Genomic DNA, 18,278 nt, shown 5'->3' on the forward strand with positions numbered 1-18,278 from the left:
TGAAAAACGCTAGCCGAACAGGCCTTGCAGATACCACTGGCCGCCGATGCGCTCGCGGTACAGCCAGAACATGCGGCCCTGATCGTCGGCGGCGACGTAGTAGTCGCGCTCGACGCCCTCGCCGTCCCACCAGCCGGCCTCGATGCGCTCGGTGCGCGTGAGCGTCTTGAGCGGACGCCGATACACCGGCCGGTCGCCGCGCATCGCGAGCTTGAGCGGTTTTTCGAGCAGCCACGCCGGACGCGGCTGCGACGGCAGCGGCACCTCGGGCAGATCGAAGGCGCTCTGCGCCGGCGTGCTTTCGCTCGGCTCGCCGGCTTGCGAGCGCGCGCCCTTGCGACCCTCGCGCGGCTTGCACGGCGCCGCGCGGCGCGCACTCGCCCGCCACGTGCGCGCCGACATGGCGTGCTCGGGCCGGTGATCGTCCTCGACGAAAAGCTGCAGCACGTTCTGCTCGCCCACGCGCGCGCCAATGCGCTCGAACAGCTGCGTGATCGACGCCTCCGAAGCCTCGGGCATGGGGAACAGCGTGTCGGTGGGCGCGGCGTATTCGCTGACCTGATCGGCGACCAGCGCAAGCCCGATCACGGGCGCGATCAGCTCGGTCTGATTGAGCTTTTCGCGCAACAGCCAGAGCAGATGCTCGGGGTCGCGCGACGGCGCGGCCCACGCGAGCGCGAGGCTCGACGTGCGCGGCGCGTGGCGCGACGCGAGCTCGTGTTCGAGGCGCAATTCGAAGCCGCTCAGCGCGCCGTGCTGCGCGGCGAGCCAGCCCGCCAGCTGCATCACGAGGCGGCGCGCGGCGAACAGCAGCGCCTCGGCGCTCTCGACGCGCGCCTGCAATTCGAGCGACGCCCGGAACGACGGCGGCGCGGCGAACCAGACGCGCGGATCGGGCGCCTCGCCGCGCGCCTGGGCGAGCCAGGCGAGCACGCCGTCGCCGAAACGCCGCACGATGCCGTCGCGCGGCAGCCGCCGCAGATCGCCGAGCGTCGCGCAGCCGATCTGCGTGAGCGCCTGCTCGTGCTGCGCGGCGAACGGCGCGAGGCCGACCGGCAGCGCATCGAGCGCGCGCGCGAGCGTCGTTTCCTTCAGTACGCGCCAGCGCCGCGACGGGACACGCGTGGCGCGTGCCTGAGCGAGCGTCCACGCGCCCCACGCCGTGGGCGCGCAGGCGATGCGCGCGGCGTGGCCGCAGCTCGCGACCGTGGCGGTCACCTTCGCAAGCAGCGCGCGCACGCCGCCGAACAACCGCAGCCCCGAGCCGACTTCGAGCAGCAAAGTAGGCGACTGCGGTGACTGCGCGAACGACACCTTCGGCGTGTAAGCGAGCAGCGCCAGTGCGAGCGCCTCGAATGCGCGCTGCTCGCGCGCCGCGTCGGGTTCGAGCAGCACGAGACCGGGCGCGAGCGCCAGCGCATGCGCGCGCGTCGCGCCGGGCTGCACGCCGAGGCGGAAGGCGTCGAGATCGGGGCTCAGGATGCGCGCGTGGTCAGCGAGCGCGTAGCAGCGCTCGGGCGGCGCGGCTTCATCGTGGCCGCTGTGATCGACGCGATCGACGTGATCGGCATGCTCATCCCGCATGCCCCGCGACGACAGTGACGGCGGCGGCAGGATCGGTCTGACGGCCTCCAGCGGCAACAACGGCAAGGTGACGGCGATCCACAGCATGGTGATGAGCCCCGGGCCACGGCAGCGCCGACGCCTCGCCCGGCTGGGGCAGCAGCGACGTCTGCAACGGCAAAGTAATGACGAGTGGCTGGGCGGGCGGCGGCCCGCGGCGTTTGAAGATATCGACGGAGACGGCGGCAAACTGCATCCAGGCGCGCCGGTTCAGACGCGTGTCCGCCTCGGGCGGCGGCACCGGCGTGCAGACCATGCGCAGCGGCGCCGGCGACGACTGGTTGCGCGCCGCGGGCGGCCGCATGAGAAACGCGAGCGCCTGCGAATCCTGCGCGGCGACCTGCAGACGGCGCACGGCGTCCGCGCGCGCCTTCGGCTGCCAGAGCATCACGGCGCCGATGCCGTCCTGCTTGAGCGCCTGCTCGGCGGCCCAGGGCGCCTCGTCCTCGCTCGCGCGCACCCAGACCACGCGGTCGAGCGCGATGCCCCACGCCTTGAGCGCGCAGGCGTACGGCTGCCACGGCGGCGCGACGAGCAGCACATGACGGCCCGCCTGCGCCGTGAGCGCGCGCAACGCAGGCGCGACGAGCCGCATCTCGCCGATGCCGCCCTGCTCGACCAGCAGTTCGGTCAGGCTGCCCGCGGGCCAGCCGGCGCCGGGCAACAGGGCGTCGAGCGCGGCGTGGCCGCTCGACACCGTGCGCTCGCTCGCGTACGCAAGCTGATCGCCCTGCCAGACGCGGCTTTGCAGCCGCGACGGCAGATGCGCGGTGAGCTGAATCGCGGCGGCCATGCGTGCGCTCCGTTGCCGGGTTGCCCTGTCGATCGGGAATAGTTCGCCCTGCCCGGCAATGAAGGGGCATGGCGAAGGGAGTTGGGCGGGCGCATCGGGTGGCGCCGCAGTCCTGTATATTTATACAGTATTTTGACGTCTTCCTGGAAGGGAGTTTTTGAGACCGTTAGCCGGGATAAAGGGGATGGATGGCGGTGCGGGGAGGTTGGGGAAAACGCGGCGGTCGGCGTGCATAGAGGGCCGGCGAGCCGGTGAAAACCGTCGCCAGCCAAAACAACAAGCGAACTGATTTGACGCCGACAGCATGGAGACGCTACAATCCGCGGCTCCTCGGAGCGTAGCGCAGCCTGGTAGCGCATCTGATTTGGGATCAGAGGGTCGTAGGTTCGAATCCTATCGCTCCGACCACAGCTTCAAGCAAAAAGCCCAGCCTTAACCGGCTGGGCTTTTTGTTTTGTGGGTCCGTGTAGGCAAATTCGAGCAACGCCACCCGCCCCTGTCTTGTGATTCGCCCCACCGTCTCGCTCGGTTGTGGGCGACCAGCAACGTATCTCGCCGCCGCCTCCACCTCGAAGCATCCCTGCTATTCGTCGGGCGTGCCGTCCACGCTGGCGACAGAGAACGGGCCGCCTGCTGACGATTGGGGAGCGCGCCGCCCGATGATGGAGGCGTGGGCAGCATATGTGCGTGGAAAGGCGGATTGATTGAAGCCCCGGTGATACTCGCTGCCAGGGCGTAACCTTAAAGGTCGATGAAGCGCGGCAACAAGTCCTGATCGGCAAGACGGATTTCGATATCGTTCGCAGCCTTGACGTGTGCCCGGTTGTTCACATCGAACACTTCATCCGTCACGCTAACGATGATCGTGCCTTGCTGCTGGCCGTCGCGCATGACCGGAATCAGGGCGCGCGCCTCAGGAACCTGGGCTGGCGTGAGAACGTGCGGCAGGTACAGCATCCAGCTTACGCCTAGCCGATCATCAAAGACCTGTTGATCCTGATAGGCGCGCGGCCCGAATGTCACATATAGCGAGTGATAAAGCTCGGCCACTTTGGCTACAACCTCGGCCACAGATTTGTAATTACCTAACCGTGAAAGACCATTCGCTTTCTCATCCAGAGACAAGTCGACGCTATTGGAAATAATTCCAGTGTCTATCATTAATGACATAATTGCGGTTGCACCGTCATCTTGCCTCCCGTTCCATATGCCCAAGGCTTTCGGTCGATCAATTTTTTTCCCGTGTCCGTAGTCTGCCTTCAAAGCATCTATTGCAGCCTTCGATATTGCTCCGTTGGCGAAGACGTCATACTGAAGTGCATCTTGCAGCGAATCCCCTCCGAGATACCAGTTGCCACCCAAGGTTTCGTCCTTAGTTGCAATAAAATCAATAACAGCTTTGATTCGTTGAAGATGGAAGTCGAACGCACCTTTTGGGGTGGCAGCTTGATCTCTGTGTTGTTCAAGTAAATTCACAATAATCACTCACGGTTGATGGACCGACGGCACACCAAACTGGCGAAGCGTGTTCATCATGCAGGATCGTGTTTGCGGTGTCTCGAAGTACCACATTAGTCTGCTCGGTGGATTGGCACGAACAACTTCTCCTTGAATTGCTATTTGCTCCTGCATTCTTGCGAATCCTTTGAATGGAAATTTCAATTCATTATTTTCTTTTAAAAATTGATCGTAATTTCCCTTAGCTTCTTGCAAAAGACATTGTGACGCCTGGAACCCATCAAAATCGATGTCAAGCCAGTCCCATTCCATATTCCAGCCTTCGTTGGTCTCGCGCCCTTTTCCATCCGTTGTTATCCCATACTCAAAGCCGGTAATGCGCGCTTGGTAGCGCCGTGGCTCCGGGTTCATGCTGTGGTTCCTCCGCACCTTCTTACCGGCCTTATCTGGCGGGCACTTGCATGGCCTGTTGCGCTCGCGGCTCCGGTCGCGTGGAAGGCTGTCCAGACTACCACCCGCGCCCGTGCCAGCACCTGCGCCTCCGGCGGAACCCGTAGCCGGAACCGGCGAAGGCAGCGGTACGGGCATGGTCTGGAGAAGCGAGTTGGCTGCGCTTGCAAGCGTACCTGGGAATGGAATACCCATCAGTGATTCTCCATTTGTTCCGGTTGTTTTTTGCGGGTGGCACATATGTCCAGGGAAAAACGTAAATCGCTCTGTCTGGGCATAGGCGTTTCCTGACTGGACGATGGCAGAGGTGTCCAAAGCGAACGGGCTGGGTCATACTTTGGGCAATCGCGCCATTAAGTGCGCGAACAGCCGGTCGACGCTACCGACGCCCGCGACAACGCAGAATCAGATGAATCCCATTTGGATGTGGCAGGCGCGTTTGTCCTTGAATTCTTTGATTGAAAATCAAACGCGGCGGGCGGCGAGATTACCCGTTTGCCTTGGCCTCGCGTTCGGCGCGGCCCGCGTAAACGACGGCCCATAATTCTTCGTCGGTCATCGCCTTGTAGTCGGCAGGTGCGGTTTCCAGTTTGCGGCTCACCTCGGCGCGCTGGACCGGCCTGCCCACGGCGGGGTCGAGCAGTTCGCGCGACGCCGCCAGCCGCTTCGCCTCGTTCTCGGCGTGGCGCATCAGGTCCACCAGCACCGTCGGCACCTCGGCGGTGTATTCGTTCGCCAGGGCGCGCACGTCCGCCGTGAGACGGTTCGGGGTTCCCGCCGCGCGCCCGCCTGTCTTGAAGCCCTTCGCCATGTCTGCCTCCCATCCATCCGTGTCTACTTCGGACGCGCGCCGTGCTGGCAGCCCGCTCGCCAGCTTCATCCTCTTCGCCTGATTCGCTGTCGTTCGCGTGCGTGTGGCCCGGCTCCCAGCGAACTCCGACCACAGCTTCAAGCAAAAAGCCCAGCCTTAACCGGCTGGGCTTTTTGTTTTTCCGGCGCTTCCCGGCAGTGTGCGCAACGCACCCGCACCATTCGCCGGCACACCCAATGCTCCCGACTCCCTACAATGGCGACAAAAGACAACCAGCGCGAAACGACGCAATCCGACGCAATCCGCGCCTCGCGCCCCGCCCATTCCACAGGAGAGCCGTCCATGAATCTCATCCTCTGGCGTCACGCCGAAGCCGAAGATTTCGCGTCGAGCGACCTCGCGCGCCAGCTCACGACTCGCGGGCGCAAACAGGCGCAAAACGTCGCGCGCTGGCTGCGCACGCGTCTGCCCGACGACGCCGTGATCCTCGCGAGCCCGGCCGCCCGCACGATCCAGACCGCCGAAGCGCTCACCGACCAGTACCGCGTGGTGCGCGAGATCGCGCCCGATGCCAGCGTCGACGCCGTGCTGACCGCCGCCGGCTGGCCCGACGGCATTGCGTCGACGGTCGTCGTGGTCGGCCATCAGCCGACGCTCGGCGAAGTCGCCGCGCACCTGCTGTCGCCCGATGGCGACCGCCGCGGCTGGCCCGTGAAGAAGTCGGGCGTGCTCTGGATCAAGAGCCGCGAGCGCAACGGCGACGGCGAAGCCGTCCTGCTCGCCGCCATCACGCCCGATCTGGTCTGATCCGGGTCGCCATCGTCCTCGCCCCCATCCGCTGAAACCGCGCCGATCCCGTCTGATCGGCGCCACACACTCCATGACGGCGCGTTACGCCGCGCGCCATCGTCGCCATGCCTTCGCGCGCCGATGAACGCGGCGCGCCCTGCCCGCCAGCCCCATCCCAGCGCCGCCCACATGCGGCAAACACCCCGCTCCAGCGCAGCACAGACCCCGATCCCGCCCGTCAGGCTTACAGAGCGTCATTGAATCGTCATTGCGTTTTCATGGAAACGTAACCGCGTATTACTAAATTGCCGGGAAAGTTCTCTTACTTCCCGACCAGGACGCCCCATGCGAGATCTGCCGACGCCCACCCTGCCGTTCGCCTCGAGCCTTTTCGAGTTGAATCGGCGTCTGCCGCGTGCCGAAGAAACGGTCACCGCGCAGCACCGACTTCAGGTGGCCTGGGCTCGCAGCGACGAAGAACTGCGCGAAGCGCAGCGCCTGCGCTACCGCGTGTTCGCCGAGGAAATGGGCGCGCGTCTGACCGGCCCGGCCGGCCTCGACGTCGACGCCTTCGACCACTACTGCGATCACCTGATCGTGCGCGACCTCGACACGCTCAAGGTCGTCGGCACCTATCGCGTGCTGCCGCCGCACGAAGCCACGCGCATCGGCCGCCTGTACGCCGAGAGCGAATTCGACGTGTCGCGCCTCGCGCATCTGCGCCCGAAGATGGTCGAAGTGGGCCGCTCGTGCGTGCATCCCGACTACCGCAGCGGCTCGGTGATCATGTCGCTGTGGGGCGGTCTGGGCGCCTACATGACGCACAACGGCTACGAGACGATGCTCGGTTGCGCGAGCGTGGCGATGGCCGACGGCGGCCACTACGCGGCCAATCTCTACGCCTCGCTCGGCGCTAGCGCGCTGACCGACCCGGAATACCGCGCCTTCCCGCACACGCCGCTGCCCGTCGAGGAGCTGCGCACGGGCGGCAGCGCCGTGCCGCCGCCGCTGATCAAGGGTTATCTGCGCCTCGGCGCGAAGATCTGCGGCGCGCCGGCCTGGGACCCGGACTTCAACACCGCCGACTTCCTCACGCTGTTCCGTCTCTCGGACATCAACGAGCGTTACGCGCGCCATTTCCTCGGCGACGCCGCCGCGCGCTGAGCCGCCAGGACGTCACCAAACAAAACGCCCGGCCATGAAGCCGGGCGTTTTGCTTTTCCACATCGTCAGACAGTCACATCGTCAGACGGAGCGCGCGATCACTCCTCGGTGTACACCACGCGATACGGAATGCCGATCTTGCCCCACTCCGCCGCTTCCTGAACGAGGTTGTAGTCGGTGAGCGGATTGTTCTGCACCCACGCGTTCGGCAGCAGCACCTCGAAGCCCTCGCCTTCGCGCAAGACCTTGATGTGCGGCAGGCCGACGTCGGCGCGGCGGCGGCTCAGCAGCGCGGCGAGGCGCAGGCAGAACAGCAGCGGCCATTCGACGTCGCGCGCCTGCGAGAGCTTGCCGAGCTTGCCCACGTGGCCGAGCACGAGCGCCGCGAGGCGTGCCTGATCGGTGCGCGAGAAGCCGGGCATGTCGGCGTTGCTGGCGATATAGGCCGAATGCTTGTGATACGCGCTGTGCGAAATCGACAGACCGATCTCATGCAGCGAGGCCGCCCAGTTGAGGAAATTGCGGCTTTCCTCGCGGCGCTCCGCGTCGGGCTCCTCGAACTGGTCGTAGAAGCTCACCGCGAGTTCGGCGATGCGGCTCGCCTGCGCGCGATCGACGCCGTAGCGGCGCATGAAGCCTTCCACCGTGACCGTGCGCATGTCTTCGTGCTGCGAACGGCCCAGCAGGTCGTACAGCACGCCCAGACGCAGCGCGCCGTCGGTGGTATCGACGTAATCGATACCCAGTTCGTCGAACACGGCGATCATGATCGAGAGGCCGCCCGCCAGCACCGGAATGCGGTCGGGCTTGAGCGCGACGAGCTTCAGGCGGTTGACGTTCTCCGCCTTGATCAGCGCGCGCTTCAGGCGTTCGAGGCCGCCGCGCGAAATGCCGTGCGTCACGCCCGGATCGTTGAAGCCGTTCGCTTCGACGAGTTCGGCCAGCGCGCGCGCCGTGCCCGAGGAGCCGATCGCCTGGTCCCAGCCGGTCGCGCGGTAGTCCGACGAAATAATCTGGATTTCGCGCGTGGCGGCGAGTTCGGCCTGGCGCATGGTGTATTCGTCGACGTTGCCGGCCGGGAAGAACTGGCGGCTATGGCTCACGCAGCCGATATACAGGCTTTCCATGCGGATCGGCGTGTAGTGCGAACCGATGATGAACTCGGTCGAGCCGCCGCCGATGTCCACCACGAAGCGCTTGCCCGCGCTCGCCGGCACCGAGTGCGCGGCGCCCGCGTAGATGAGGCGCGCCTCTTCGCGGCCCGCGATCACTTCGATCGGGAAGCCGAGCGCGGCTTCGGCTTCGACGAGAAATTCGCGCGAGTTCTTGGCGACGCGCAGCGTGTTGGTCGCCACGGCGCGCACGTGATCGGGATGGAAGTCGCGCAGGCGCTCGCCGAAACGCTTGAGGGCGTCCCAGCCGCGCACCTGCGAGGCGCGGTCGAGCTGTTTGTCTTTCGACAGGCCCGCAGCCAGGCGCACGGGTTCACGCAGGGCGTCGACCGGATAGATCTGGCTGCCGGCATCGGTTTCTTCGACCCGGCCAACGATCAGACGAAAGCTGTTCGAACCGAGATCGACGGCGGCAAGCAGTTGCGGATTGTTGACCATCGAGGGGGCGGGCTCCATGCGTGCGAACGCGGTCATGCGGGCTCGTTGAGCGACGGCCGCGTTGTCCAAATATGCCATTTTAAGCGTACCCGACTTCGTCATGTCGCACCTCGCGCGAGTGACGGTCAGAAACGCCCGTAACGGGACCTTCGGGGACACCCTGACCCAGTGTGCATGATTAGTGCGCAAGGTGTCGAACACGTGAAAATGCGGCGTAGAATTTATGACACACCAATTGTCACAATAAAGTCATATTACTGTGAGAATTTCCGAGCGTCCGTTCGAATCATCCCCCGAAATTCCGCTTTCACTGCCAATGTCCATCCGCTATCCCCTTCTCAACCGCGAACTGGGCATTCTGGGATTCAACGAGCGTGTGCTCGCACAGGCCGCCGACCCCTCCGTTCCCTTGCTGGAGCGCTTGCGCTTCATCTGCATCACCAGCAGCAATCTCGACGAATTCTTCGAAGTCCGCATGGCCGGACTGCAGGAGCAGATGCGCGACAACCCGGGCGTGCTCTCGCCCGACGGCATGTCGCTGCAACACGTCTACGAGCTCGTGGTCGAGCGCGCACAGCGCCTCGTGCACCGCCAGTACCGCATGCTGCACGACACCGTGCTGCCCGCGCTCGAAAACGAAGGCATCTACTTTCACGGCACCGACGCCTGGAACGAAGCGCAGACCGCCTGGGCGCGCAAGTACTTCCTCGACGAGCTGCTGCCCGTGCTCACGCCGATCGGGCTCGATCCCGCGCACCCGTTCCCGCGCGTGCTCAACAAGAGCCTGAACTTCGTGGTCGAGCTCGAAGGCAAGGACGCCTTCGGCCGCCAGGCCGTGATGGGCATCGTGCAGGCGCCGCGCGCGCTGCCGCGACTCGTTCGGATGCCGCAGGAACTGTCGGGCTTCCAGCACGGCTTCGTGCTGCTCGGCTCGCTGCTGCAGCGCTTCGTGGGCGAGCTGTTCCCGAGCCTCGTGGTGCGCAGCTGCAACCAGTTCCGCATCACGCGCAACAGCGAGCTGTTCGTCGACGAAGACGAAATCACCAATCTGCGCGTCGCGCTGCAGGGCGAACTGCCCGCGCGCCATCTGGGCAATGCGGTGCGGCTCGAAGTATCGGCGGAGACGCCCGTGCATCTCGTTCGGCGTCTGCTCGACGAAAGCGGCCTGGACGAGAAGGACTGCTACTACGTCGACGGCCCCGTGAATCTCGTGCGCCTCATGCAGCTGCCCGAGATGGTCGATCGCCCCGATCTCAAGTTCGTGCCGCACGTGCCCGCGATTCCGCAGCGCATCGCCGCGAACAGCAATATGTTCGACGTGATCGATCAGGGCGACGTGCTGCTGCATCATCCGTACGAGAGCTTCCAGCCCGTGCTGGAACTGCTGCTGCAGGCCGCCAACGATCCGAACGTGGTCGCGATCAAGCAGACCATCTACCGCACCGGCACCGACTCGCCGCTGATGGACGCGCTCATGCAGGCCGCGCGCAACGGCAAGGAAGTGACGGTGGTCGTGGAGCTGCTCGCGCGCTTCGACGAAGAAACCAACATCAACTGGGCCTCGCAGCTCGAAGCCGTGGGCGCGCATGTGGTGTACGGCGTGGTCGGCCACAAGTGCCACGCCAAGATGATGCTGATCGTGCGCCGCGTGCCCGTGAACGGCCGCATGCAGCTGCGCCGCTACGTGCACCTCGGCACCGGCAACTATCATCCGCGCACGGCGCGTCTCTATACCGACTTCGGCCTCATGACCTCGGAGCCCAGGACCTGCGAGGACGTGCATCACGTGTTCCAGCAGCTCACCGGCATCGGCGGCGAACTGCAACTGCACGAGCTGTGGCAGTCGCCGTTCACGCTGCATCCGAAGCTCATCGAGTCGATCCGCGCCGAAGCCGAGGCCGCGCGCCAGGGCAAGAAGGCACGCATCGTCGCGAAGATGAACGCGCTGCTCGAACCGACGGTGATCGATGAGCTATACGAAGCCTCGCAAGCGGGCGTAAAGATCGATCTGATCGTGCGCGGCGTGTGCTCGCTGCAGCCGGGCGTGCCGGGACTCTCGGAGAACATCACGGTGCGCTCGATCGTCGGGCGCTTCCTCGAACATCATCGCATCTACTACTTCTACGCGGGCGGCGCGGAAAACGTCTATCTGTCGAGCGCCGACTGGATGGACCGCAATCTGTTCCGCCGCGTCGAAGTGGCGTTCCCGATTCACGACCGGCGACTGAAGCGCCGCGTGATCGCCGAAGGGCTGTCGTGCTTCCTCGGCGATAACCAGTCGGCGTGGCTCATGCAGAGCGACGGCCATTACAAGCGCCGCCGCGCGGGCAAGGCCGTGCGCAACGCGCAGATGAGCCTGCTCACGAAGTTCTGCTCGTGAGGGTTTAAGCCTGGGCCTTCGCTCAAGGCGTAAAAAAAGCCGCTTCGATCGAAGCGGCTTTTTTATTGGGCGTCTAAAAAACGATGCGCCGTGAACGACACTGCGCTCAAACCGGCGCGGGCTGACGCCGCGTCGTGCGCGCGGACGGAAAGCGCACCGTGAACGTACTGCCGCGCCCTTCCTCGCTTTTCACTTCGAGCGCCGCGTCGTGGCGCTGCAGCACGTGTTTGACGATGGCAAGGCCCAGCCCCGTGCCGCCTGTGTCGCGCGAGCGGCTGCGGTCCACGCGATAGAAACGCTCGGTCAGGCGCGGGATGTCGTTGGCCGGAATACCGAAGCCGGTATCGGTGACCGAGAACACCGCCTGCCCGCCTTCCGCGCGCCAGGCCAGATGCACCTTGCCGCCTTCCGGCGTGTAGCGCACGGCGTTGGTCGCGAGATTGCCGAGCGCGCTGAGAATTTCGGTTTCCGAACCGGTGAGCGAGAGCCCGTCGTCGAAATCGAAGCTGATGCGGTGATGGCCGCCCGAGAGGCTTTCCGCGTCCTCGCGCACATGGCCGAGCACCGCGCGCATGTCGATCATCTGATCGCCCGGCGAACGCCCTTCGCCTTCGAGTTTCGCCAGCACGAGCAGATCGGTCACGATGTGACGCATGCGCGACGCTTGCTGCTCCATCAAATCGAAATAGCGGTTGCGCTCGTCTTCGGAAAGCGGCAGCTCGCGCATCGTTTCGAGGAAGCCCGAGAGTACCGTGAGCGGCGTCTTCAGTTCGTGCGAAACGTTGGCGACAAAGTCACGGCGCATGGCGTCGGTGCGTTCAAGCTCGGTGATGTCCTGCGAGAGCACGAGCTTGCGGTTGTCGCCGTACGGAAACACCTGCACGGAAAGCACGTTCTGCCGCTTCGCGCCCATGCCGCGCATGATCAGCATGTCCCGATAGTCGTGCGAATTGAGGTAGCGCACGAAGTCGGGCTGACGCACGAGATGCGTGATGTGCTGGCGCAGATCGCGTTTGGCGTCGAGGCCGAAATGGACTTCGGAGATCGCGTTGCACCACTCGATCTGATCGTGATCGTCGAGCATGGCCACGCCGTTGGGCGAGGCCTGGATGGCCTGGATGAAACGCGAGTGCTGCTGCTCGACCTGGCGCACCTGGGCATGCCAGCGCTTCGCGAGCTTGTGCAGACGGTAATAGATTTCGCCCCACACGCCCGGCGCGCTCGGCACTTCGCCGTAGACCGGCGCGTCGAGCAGACGCCACAGGCGCTGTTTGTGGAAGGTGCTGAAAACCATTTGCGCGGACAGCGCCAGCACGGCGACGACCAGCGCGAGCTTCACGCCGAACAGCACGCCGACGCCCGTGCAGAGGAGCGCGAGCAGCACGATCGAGACGAGGGCGCGCCCCCAGATGATGTTCATGTTCCTGCGATCGATGAGAAGAGGAGACCGGACCGGGGCGCGGCGGATACGGAAAGCACCGGCGTACTGCGGCCCGGCCTCAGGCGGCCGGGCACCGGAGCGGCGAACCGCCCCGCTTCCTCAGATGCCCGCTCAGTGTCAGCTTCAGGCGCTCTTGGCGAGACGGTAGCCGCTACCGCGCACCGTTTCGATCATAGCATCGCAGCCCGCGGGCTTAAGCGCCGCACGCAGACGTTTGATATGCACGTCGACGGTACGCTCCTCGACGAACACGTGGTCACCCCAGACCTGATCGAGCAATTGCGTGCGGCTATGCACGCGCTCCGGGTGCGTCATGAAGAAGTGCAGCAGGCGGAACTCGGTCGGGCCGAGATCGAGCTTGATCTCCGAGCCTTCGGCGGCGGCCGCGACGCGGTGCGTGGCCGGATCGAGCTTCAGACCGTTGATGGCGACCACGTCTTCCGTGAGCTGCGGCGCGCGGCGGCGCAGGACCGCCTTGATGCGCGCCATCAGTTCCTTCGGCGAAAACGGCTTCGTGACGTAATCGTCGGCGCCGATTTCGAGGCCGAGCACCTTGTCCTGCTCGTCGCCGCGCGCGGTCAGCATGATGATCGGAATATGCTTCGTGCGCTCGTTATTGCGCAGATCGCGCGCGAAATTGACGCCCGACTTGCCCGGCAGCATCCAGTCGAGCAGGATGAGGTCGGGCAGCACGTCGCTGATCAGGTTCTGCGCCTGTTCCGCGTTATACGCGCGGATCGGGCAATGACCCGCGTGTTGCAGGTTCACGGAAATCAGCTCGGAAATCGCGGGCTCATCTTCGATGACGAGAATGCTGCTGGGCATCGGCACCTCTGGCACTAAGACCTGTTAAACCGTTGTTACGTAATGTGAAGGATCAGCTCAACGCTTCGCGTTCGAGCGCGTCGCGCGACTTGTGGCGCACGTCGGTGCCCTTCACGATGTAGATGATGAATTCGGCGATGTTCTTCGCGTGGTCGCCGATCCGCTCGATCGCCTTGGCGATGAACAGATAGTCGAGGCCCGCGGAAATCGTGCGCGGATCTTCCATCATGTAGCTCACGAGCTTGCGCACGAACGCACGGAATTCCTCGTCGATCGCCTTGTCGTCGCGCACGATCTGCGCGGCGGCCACGGTGTCGAGGCGCGCGAACGCGTCGAGCGCGCGGCGCAGGATCGACACGGCCATCTCGCCCGAGACCTTGATCTCGGCGATATTGACCGCGCGCGAGGCGCCGTCTTCCATCAGGCGCCTGGTGCGCTTGGCGATCTTTTCGGCTTCGTCGCCGGCGCGCTCGAGGTTCGTGATGGTCTTCGAGATCGCGAGCACGAGACGCAGGTCGCGCGCGGCCGGCTGACGGCGCGCAATGATGTTGCTGCACTCCTCGTCGATCTCGACTTCCATCGTGTTGAGGCGGTCTTCGGCGGCAATCACGCGCTCGGCGGCTTCGCCGTCGAACTCGTTGAGGGCCTGCATCGCCGTGATGATCTGCGATTCCACGAGGCCGCCCATTTCGAGCACCTTCGAGGAAATCAGGTTCAGGTCGGCGTCGAACTGGCTGGACAGATGCTTGTCGGACATGTCGTTTCTCCCTTCTTGCGCTGGCTGGATCACCCGACGGTGATTAGCCGAAGCGGCCGGTGATGTAGTCTTCCGTTTCCTTGCGGACCGGCTTGATGAAGATCTTCTCGGTGTCGCCGAACTCGATCAGCTCGCCGAGATACATGTACGCAGTGTAGTCCGAGCAACGCGCGGCCTGCTGCATGTTGTGGGTGACGATCACCACCGTGTAGTCGCTCTTGAGTTCCGCGATCAGTTCTTCGATGCGGCCCGTCGAGATCGGGTCGAGCGCCGAGCACGGCTCGTCGAGCAGCAGCACTTCGGGACGGATCGCAATGCCGCGCGCGATGCACAGACGCTGCTGCTGGCCGCCCGAGAGGCCGTAGCCGCTCTGGTTGAGCTTGTCCTTCACTTCGTTCCAGAGCGCCGCCTTGGTGAGCGCCCATTCGACGCGGTCGTCCATTTCCGGGCGCGACAGCTTCTCGAACATCTTCACGCCGAACGCGATGTTGTCGTAAATCGACATCGGGAACGGGGTCGGCTTCTGGAACACCATGCCCACACGCGCGCGCAGCAGCGAAATGTCCTTGTTGTAGGTGAGCAGGTTCTCACCGTCCATCAGGATCTCGCCTTCGGCGCGCTGCTCGGGATAGAGCGCGTACATCTTGTTGAAGGTACGCAGCAGCGTGGACTTGCCGCAGCCCGACGGGCCGATGAACGCCGTCACCTTGCCTTCGGGAATCTGCAGGTTGATGTTCTTGAGCGCGTGGTACTTGCCGTAGAAGAAGTTCAGGTCCTTCACTTCGATCTTCGGCTTGCCGAGCATGAGGCCGCTTTTGCCCTGGGCGGGGTCGAGGCCCGAAGGGGCGGTACCGTTTGCAGCGGGATTGAGGTGACTCTCTGCCATATTCATCGGATGACTCCGCCCTTACTTTTTCGAAAAGATGGTGCGCGCGAGGATATTCAGACCCAGCACGCCCAACGTGATCAGGAACACGCCGGCCCAGGCAAGCGATTGCCACTGCGAGAACGGGCTCATCGCAAACTTGTAGATGGTGACCGGAAGGTTCGCCATCGGCTGATTCATGTCCATGCTGAAGAACTGGTTCGACAGCGCCGTAAAGAGCAGCGGCGCGGTTTCGCCGGCGATACGCGCCACGGCGAGCAGCACACCCGTCACGATGCCCGCGATCGACGCCTTCAGCGTGATCGACAGCACCATTTTCCACTTCGGCGTGCCGAGCGCGAAGGCCGCTTCACGCAGCGCGTTCGGCACCAGCTTCAGCATGTTTTCGGTCGTGCGGATCACGATCGGGATTTCCAGCAGCGCCAGCGAGATCGCACCGGCCCAGCCGCTGAAGTGGCCCATCTTCGCGACCACGAGCGCGTAGACGAACAGACCCACGACGATCGACGGCGCCGACAGCAGGATGTCGTTGATGAAGCGCGTGATGCTCGCGAGCCAGCCCTTCTGGCCGTATTCGGCGAGATAGACGCCCGCCAGGATGCCGATCGGCGTGCCGACGAACGTCGCCAGCGCGACCAGTTCCAGGCTGCCGACGATCGCGTTGGCGAGACCGCCGCCATCGGTGTTCGGCGGCGGCGTCGACTGCGTGAAGAGTTGCACCGACAGACCGCCCACGCCGAGCGAGAGCGTCGTGTAGAGAATCCACACGAGCCACAGCAGACCGAAGGCCATGGCGCCGAGCGACGCCGTCAGCGCGATGGCGTTGGTCACGCGGCGGCGGCTTTGCAGCTTGCCGCGCATGCGTTCGAGTTCGGGGCCGTAGATGGCGCCCGGGATTTTCAGCATCGGCTCGCTCATCGCGCACCCTCCGACTTTTCAAGGCGCAGCAGCATGATCTTCGAGATCGCCAGCACGATGAAGGTAATCACGAACAGGATCAGGCCCAGCTCCATGAGCGCGGCGGTATGCAGGCCCGGGCTCGCTTCGGCGAACTCGTTGGCGAGCGCCGAGGTGATGCTGTTGCCCGGCGAGAACAGCGAGACGTTGTCGAGCAGGTTCGTATTGCCGATCACGAACGTGACGGCCATGGTCTCGCCGAGCGCGCGGCCGAGGCCGAGCATCACGCCGCCGATCACGCCGGTCTTGGTGAAGGGCAGTACGATCTTCCACATCACTTCCCACGTCGTGCAGCCGATGCCGTAGGCCGACTCCTTGAGCAGCACGGGCGTGACTTCGAACACGTCGCGCATCACCGAGGCAATGTACGGAATGATCATGATCGCGAGAATGACGCCCGCGCACAGAATGCCGATGCCGATCGGCGGGCCCTGGAACAGCGGGCCGATCAGCCAGACGTCGCCGAGCAGATGGCCGAGCGGGCGCTGGAAGTATTGCGCGAAGATCGGCGCGAACACGAGCAGGCCCCACATGCCGTACACGATCGACGGGATCGCGGCCAGCAGTTCGATGGCGATGCCGAGCGGACGGCGCAGCCAGGCCGGCGACAGCTCAGTGAGGAACAGCGCGATGCCGAAGCTCACCGGCACGGCGATGATCAGCGCGATGAGCGAGGTAGCGATCGTGCCGTAGATGGGCACGAGCGCGCCGAACTGGTCGCTGGGAGGATCCCAGTCGGCCGTCCAGAGGAATGAGAGACCGAACTTCTGGATCGTCGGCATCGAAGCGACGATCAGCGACACGATGATGCCGCCGAGCAGCAACAGCGTGACGATGGCGGCGCCGCGGGTGAGGCCGCCGAAAATGATGTCCCCTGCCGGGCTGGGCGCTTTCTGCTGCGCGGCGTTGCCGGGCGGGTTCGAGACGAGCGGGACGTCGGACATGATGACCTGTTTCCAGTTGCCGCAAGCGAGGCTCGCGACGTTGATGCGGTTCCAGAACCGCCAACCGCCCTGCGCCGGTCCAGCGACCGGTCGATCAGCACTCAGGGCGGCACATCGTAGCGGGTGTATTTACGGAAATATTGCAGAATTATTACAACTGCACAACCAGTATCCCGGAAGCAGCACGGGCCGCACGCGCGAAGCGGGCGGCCCGGTGAGCTACACGGTCGGTCCGCTTACTCGGCGATAGCCTTGCCGCTTGCGTCCTTGACCTTTTCCTTCCACTGCGACTTGATCTCGCTCACGACCGATTGCGGCAGCGAGATGTAGTCGAGGCTGTCGGCGGCCGGCGTGCCGTTCTTGAACGCCCAGTCGAAGAACTTGAGCGTTTCCTTGCCTTGATCCGGCTTGTCCTGTGCCGTGTGCAGCAGCACGAACGTGGCGCCCACGACCGGCCATGCTTCCTTGCCCGGCTCGTTCGTCAGGATCTGGTAGAACGACTTCTTCCAGTCGGCGCCGGCGGCAGCGGCCTTGAACGTGTCCGTGCTCGGCTCGACGACCGCGCCCGATTCGTTCTTCATGGCAGTGTAGACCATGTGATTTTGCTTGGCGTACGCCCACTCGACGTAGCCGATCGCGCCCGGCAGACGCTGCACGAAGGCGGCGACGCCGTCGTTGCCCTTACCGCCCGTACCCGTCGGCCAGTTCACGGTCGAGCCTTCGCCGACCTTGCTCTTCCACTCGGTGTTGACCTTCGACAGGTAGTTCGTCCAGATGAAGCTGGTGCCCGAACCGTCGGCGCGGCGAACCACGGCGATGTCCAGATCCGGCAGCTTGACCTTCGGGTTCAGCGCGGCGATCGCCGGGTCGTTCCACTTCTTGATCTTGCCGAGGTAGATGTCGCCGAGCACCTGGCCCGACAGCGTGATTTCACCCGCCTTGATGCCCGGCACGTTGATCGCCGGCACGACGCCGCCCACCACCGTCGGGAACTGGAACAGGCCTTCCTTCGTCAGTTCGTCGTCCTTCAGGGGCGCGTCCGAACCTGCGAAGTCAACCGTCTTGGCGACGATCTGCTTGATACCGCCCGACGAGCCGATGCCTTGGTAGTTCACCTTGCCGCCGCCCGACTTTTGATAGGCATCCGCCCATTTCGTGTAGATCGGTGCTGCGAAGGTGCTGCCCGCGCCGGTGATGTCAGCAGCGTGGGCTGCCATCGCGAAGAGCGCGCCAGCAACGCCAGCGAGCGCGGTTTGCATCAATTTCATGAGACCTCCAGGTGTGTGAGCGGATGAACGACAGGGCGAAGAATAGGGCCTCTCTGTGACAGTACTGTGACGATTCATGAAGCGTTCGTGACAGTACGATTACCGCCTGAAAGTCGGGACCT

General features: G+C 64.4%; 16 protein-coding genes and 1 tRNA gene. 4 read left to right on the forward strand and 13 right to left on the reverse strand.

From position 1 onward, the window contains the following. Positions 1-9: 9 nt before the first annotated feature. Together U4Y88_RS07125 and imuA are read right to left on the reverse strand one after the other, a co-directional pair. Positions 10-1,671: a DNA polymerase Y family protein gene (locus tag U4Y88_RS07125; RefSeq protein WP_321783157.1), complete on the reverse strand. Its 1,662-nt coding sequence runs from the start codon at positions 1,669-1,671 to the stop codon at positions 10-12. After that, positions 1,574-2,416 (reverse strand): translesion DNA synthesis-associated protein ImuA, encoded by an 843-nt coding sequence (gene imuA, locus U4Y88_RS07130; RefSeq protein WP_224008448.1) that lies wholly within the window; start codon positions 2,414-2,416, stop codon positions 1,574-1,576. The genes U4Y88_RS07125 and imuA overlap by 98 nt, the downstream gene beginning before the upstream one ends. A gap of 331 nt (positions 2,417-2,747) precedes the next feature. Between imuA and U4Y88_RS07135 the strand changes: the two genes are divergently transcribed. Next, positions 2,748-2,824: transfer RNA gene (locus tag U4Y88_RS07135), tRNA-Pro, on the forward strand. Positions 2,825-3,157: 333 nt separating this feature from the next. On the opposite strand, the gene U4Y88_RS07140 is transcribed toward U4Y88_RS07135, so the two are convergent. The 3 genes from U4Y88_RS07140 to U4Y88_RS07150 all read right to left on the reverse strand — a co-directional run bounded on the left by U4Y88_RS07140 (position 3,158) and on the right by U4Y88_RS07150 (position 5,135). Continuing rightward, positions 3,158-3,901, reverse strand: coding sequence for an immunity 52 family protein (locus tag U4Y88_RS07140; protein ID WP_321783159.1), 744 nt, complete (start codon positions 3,899-3,901; stop codon positions 3,158-3,160). Next, a complete protein-coding gene (locus U4Y88_RS07145; RefSeq protein WP_321783162.1) occupies positions 3,902-4,285 on the reverse strand; it encodes a restriction endonuclease fold toxin 5 domain-containing protein in 384 nt (127 codons plus the stop codon). A 526-nt stretch (positions 4,286-4,811) separates the two neighbouring features. Next, positions 4,812-5,135: a hypothetical protein gene (locus U4Y88_RS07150; RefSeq protein WP_321783164.1), complete on the reverse strand. Its 324-nt coding sequence runs from the start codon at positions 5,133-5,135 to the stop codon at positions 4,812-4,814. A gap of 342 nt (positions 5,136-5,477) precedes the next feature. Between U4Y88_RS07150 and sixA the strand changes: the two genes are divergently transcribed. Together sixA and U4Y88_RS07160 are read left to right on the forward strand one after the other, a co-directional pair. Then, entirely contained in the window at positions 5,478-5,942 is a 465-nt protein-coding gene (gene sixA / locus U4Y88_RS07155) for a phosphohistidine phosphatase SixA (protein ID WP_224008445.1), read from the forward strand. 327 nt (positions 5,943-6,269) lie between these two features. Beyond that, positions 6,270-7,088, forward strand: a complete 819-nt coding sequence (locus tag U4Y88_RS07160; RefSeq protein WP_224008442.1) for a GNAT family N-acetyltransferase — start codon at positions 6,270-6,272, stop codon at positions 7,086-7,088. Between the two features lie 98 nt (positions 7,089-7,186). On the opposite strand, the gene ppx is transcribed toward U4Y88_RS07160, so the two are convergent. Beyond that, complete coding sequence (gene ppx, locus U4Y88_RS07165; RefSeq protein WP_321783166.1) at positions 7,187-8,776, reverse strand: exopolyphosphatase; 1,590 nt, start codon at positions 8,774-8,776, stop codon at positions 7,187-7,189. A gap of 238 nt (positions 8,777-9,014) precedes the next feature. On the opposite strand from ppx, the gene ppk1 reads away from it, so the two are divergent. Further along, positions 9,015-11,078 (forward strand): polyphosphate kinase 1, encoded by a 2,064-nt coding sequence (ppk1, locus tag U4Y88_RS07170; RefSeq protein WP_224008436.1) that lies wholly within the window; start codon positions 9,015-9,017, stop codon positions 11,076-11,078. Between the two features lie 106 nt (positions 11,079-11,184). Here the strand turns inward: ppk1 and phoR are convergent, their stop codons facing one another. From phoR to pstS, 7 genes are all read right to left on the reverse strand, one after another. Next, complete coding sequence (phoR, locus tag U4Y88_RS07175) at positions 11,185-12,498, reverse strand: phosphate regulon sensor histidine kinase PhoR (RefSeq protein ID WP_224008433.1); 1,314 nt, start codon at positions 12,496-12,498, stop codon at positions 11,185-11,187. A 144-nt stretch (positions 12,499-12,642) separates the two neighbouring features. Next, a complete protein-coding gene (phoB, locus tag U4Y88_RS07180) occupies positions 12,643-13,344 on the reverse strand; it encodes a phosphate regulon transcriptional regulator PhoB (protein WP_042261377.1) in 702 nt (233 codons plus the stop codon). Between the two features lie 52 nt (positions 13,345-13,396). Beyond that, positions 13,397-14,101: a phosphate signaling complex protein PhoU gene (gene phoU, locus U4Y88_RS07185; RefSeq protein WP_321783168.1), complete on the reverse strand. Its 705-nt coding sequence runs from the start codon at positions 14,099-14,101 to the stop codon at positions 13,397-13,399. Positions 14,102-14,144: 43 nt separating this feature from the next. Further along, on the reverse strand, positions 14,145-14,906 hold the full coding sequence (gene pstB / locus U4Y88_RS07190) for a phosphate ABC transporter ATP-binding protein PstB (protein ID WP_405045003.1): 762 nt from the start codon (positions 14,904-14,906) through the stop codon (positions 14,145-14,147). 102 nt (positions 14,907-15,008) lie between these two features. Continuing rightward, positions 15,009-15,905, reverse strand: coding sequence for a phosphate ABC transporter permease PstA (gene pstA / locus U4Y88_RS07195; protein WP_321783169.1), 897 nt, complete (start codon positions 15,903-15,905; stop codon positions 15,009-15,011). Then, complete coding sequence (pstC, locus tag U4Y88_RS07200; protein WP_065061350.1) at positions 15,902-16,888, reverse strand: phosphate ABC transporter permease PstC; 987 nt, start codon at positions 16,886-16,888, stop codon at positions 15,902-15,904. Before pstC ends, pstA begins: the two co-directional genes overlap by 4 nt. A gap of 236 nt (positions 16,889-17,124) precedes the next feature. After that, the gene (pstS, locus tag U4Y88_RS07205) at positions 17,125-18,156 is read right to left on the reverse strand and encodes a phosphate ABC transporter substrate-binding protein PstS (protein ID WP_224008426.1); all 1,032 of its coding nucleotides are present in this window, start codon (positions 18,154-18,156) and stop codon (positions 17,125-17,127) included. Positions 18,157-18,278: the final 122 nt, after the last annotated feature.

Origin of the sequence: Paraburkholderia sp. J94 (assembly GCF_905220285.1) — a bacterium.
Taxonomy (GTDB): Bacteria; Pseudomonadota; Gammaproteobacteria; order Burkholderiales; family Burkholderiaceae; genus Paraburkholderia; species Paraburkholderia tropica_A.